Source organism: Aquitalea sp. ASV11, assembly GCF_016429185.1.
Classification (GTDB): Bacteria; Pseudomonadota; Gammaproteobacteria; order Burkholderiales; family Chromobacteriaceae; genus Aquitalea; species Aquitalea pelogenes.
This window is the reverse complement of record NZ_JAELUD010000193.1, coordinates 1-328: the sequence shown is the minus strand read 5'-3', so window position 1 is coordinate 328 and position 328 is coordinate 1. Positions and strand designations below refer to the sequence as shown.

Annotated in this window: 2 protein-coding genes; one reads left to right on the top strand and one right to left on the bottom strand. The window is 77.1% G+C overall.

All coding sequences use genetic code 11. The features are described from left to right. The first annotated feature begins 4 nt into the window (after positions 1-4). Entirely contained in the window at positions 5-148 is a 144-nt protein-coding gene (locus JHD62_RS22920; protein WP_255523059.1) for an enoyl-CoA hydratase-related protein, read from the top strand. Here the strand turns inward: JHD62_RS22920 and JHD62_RS21655 are convergent. Further along, positions 135-328: hypothetical protein (locus JHD62_RS21655; protein ID WP_199104605.1), on the bottom strand; the 194-nt coding region annotated here is incomplete at its 5' end. The genes JHD62_RS22920 and JHD62_RS21655 overlap by 14 nt on opposite strands.

Below are 328 nucleotides of genomic sequence, written 5' to 3'. Positions count from 1 at the left end.
TGCGCTGAACGAAACCCTGATTGCCGAACTGACCGCCGCCTTCAAGGCACTGCAACTGGACGACAGCGTGCGTGTCATCGTGCTGGCCGGACATGGCAAAAGCTTTTCCGCCGGGGCTGACCTGGACCTGTCTCTTATACACATCTGACGCTGCCGACGAACAGTAAGATGTGGGGGGGGGGGGGGGGGGGGGGGGGGGGGGAAGGGGGGGGGGGGGGGGGGGGGGGGGGGGGGGGGGGGGGGGGGGGGGGGGGGGGGGGGGGGGGGGGGGGGGGGGGGGGGGGGGGGGGGGGGGGGGGGGGGGGGGGGGGGGGGGGGGGGGGGGGGG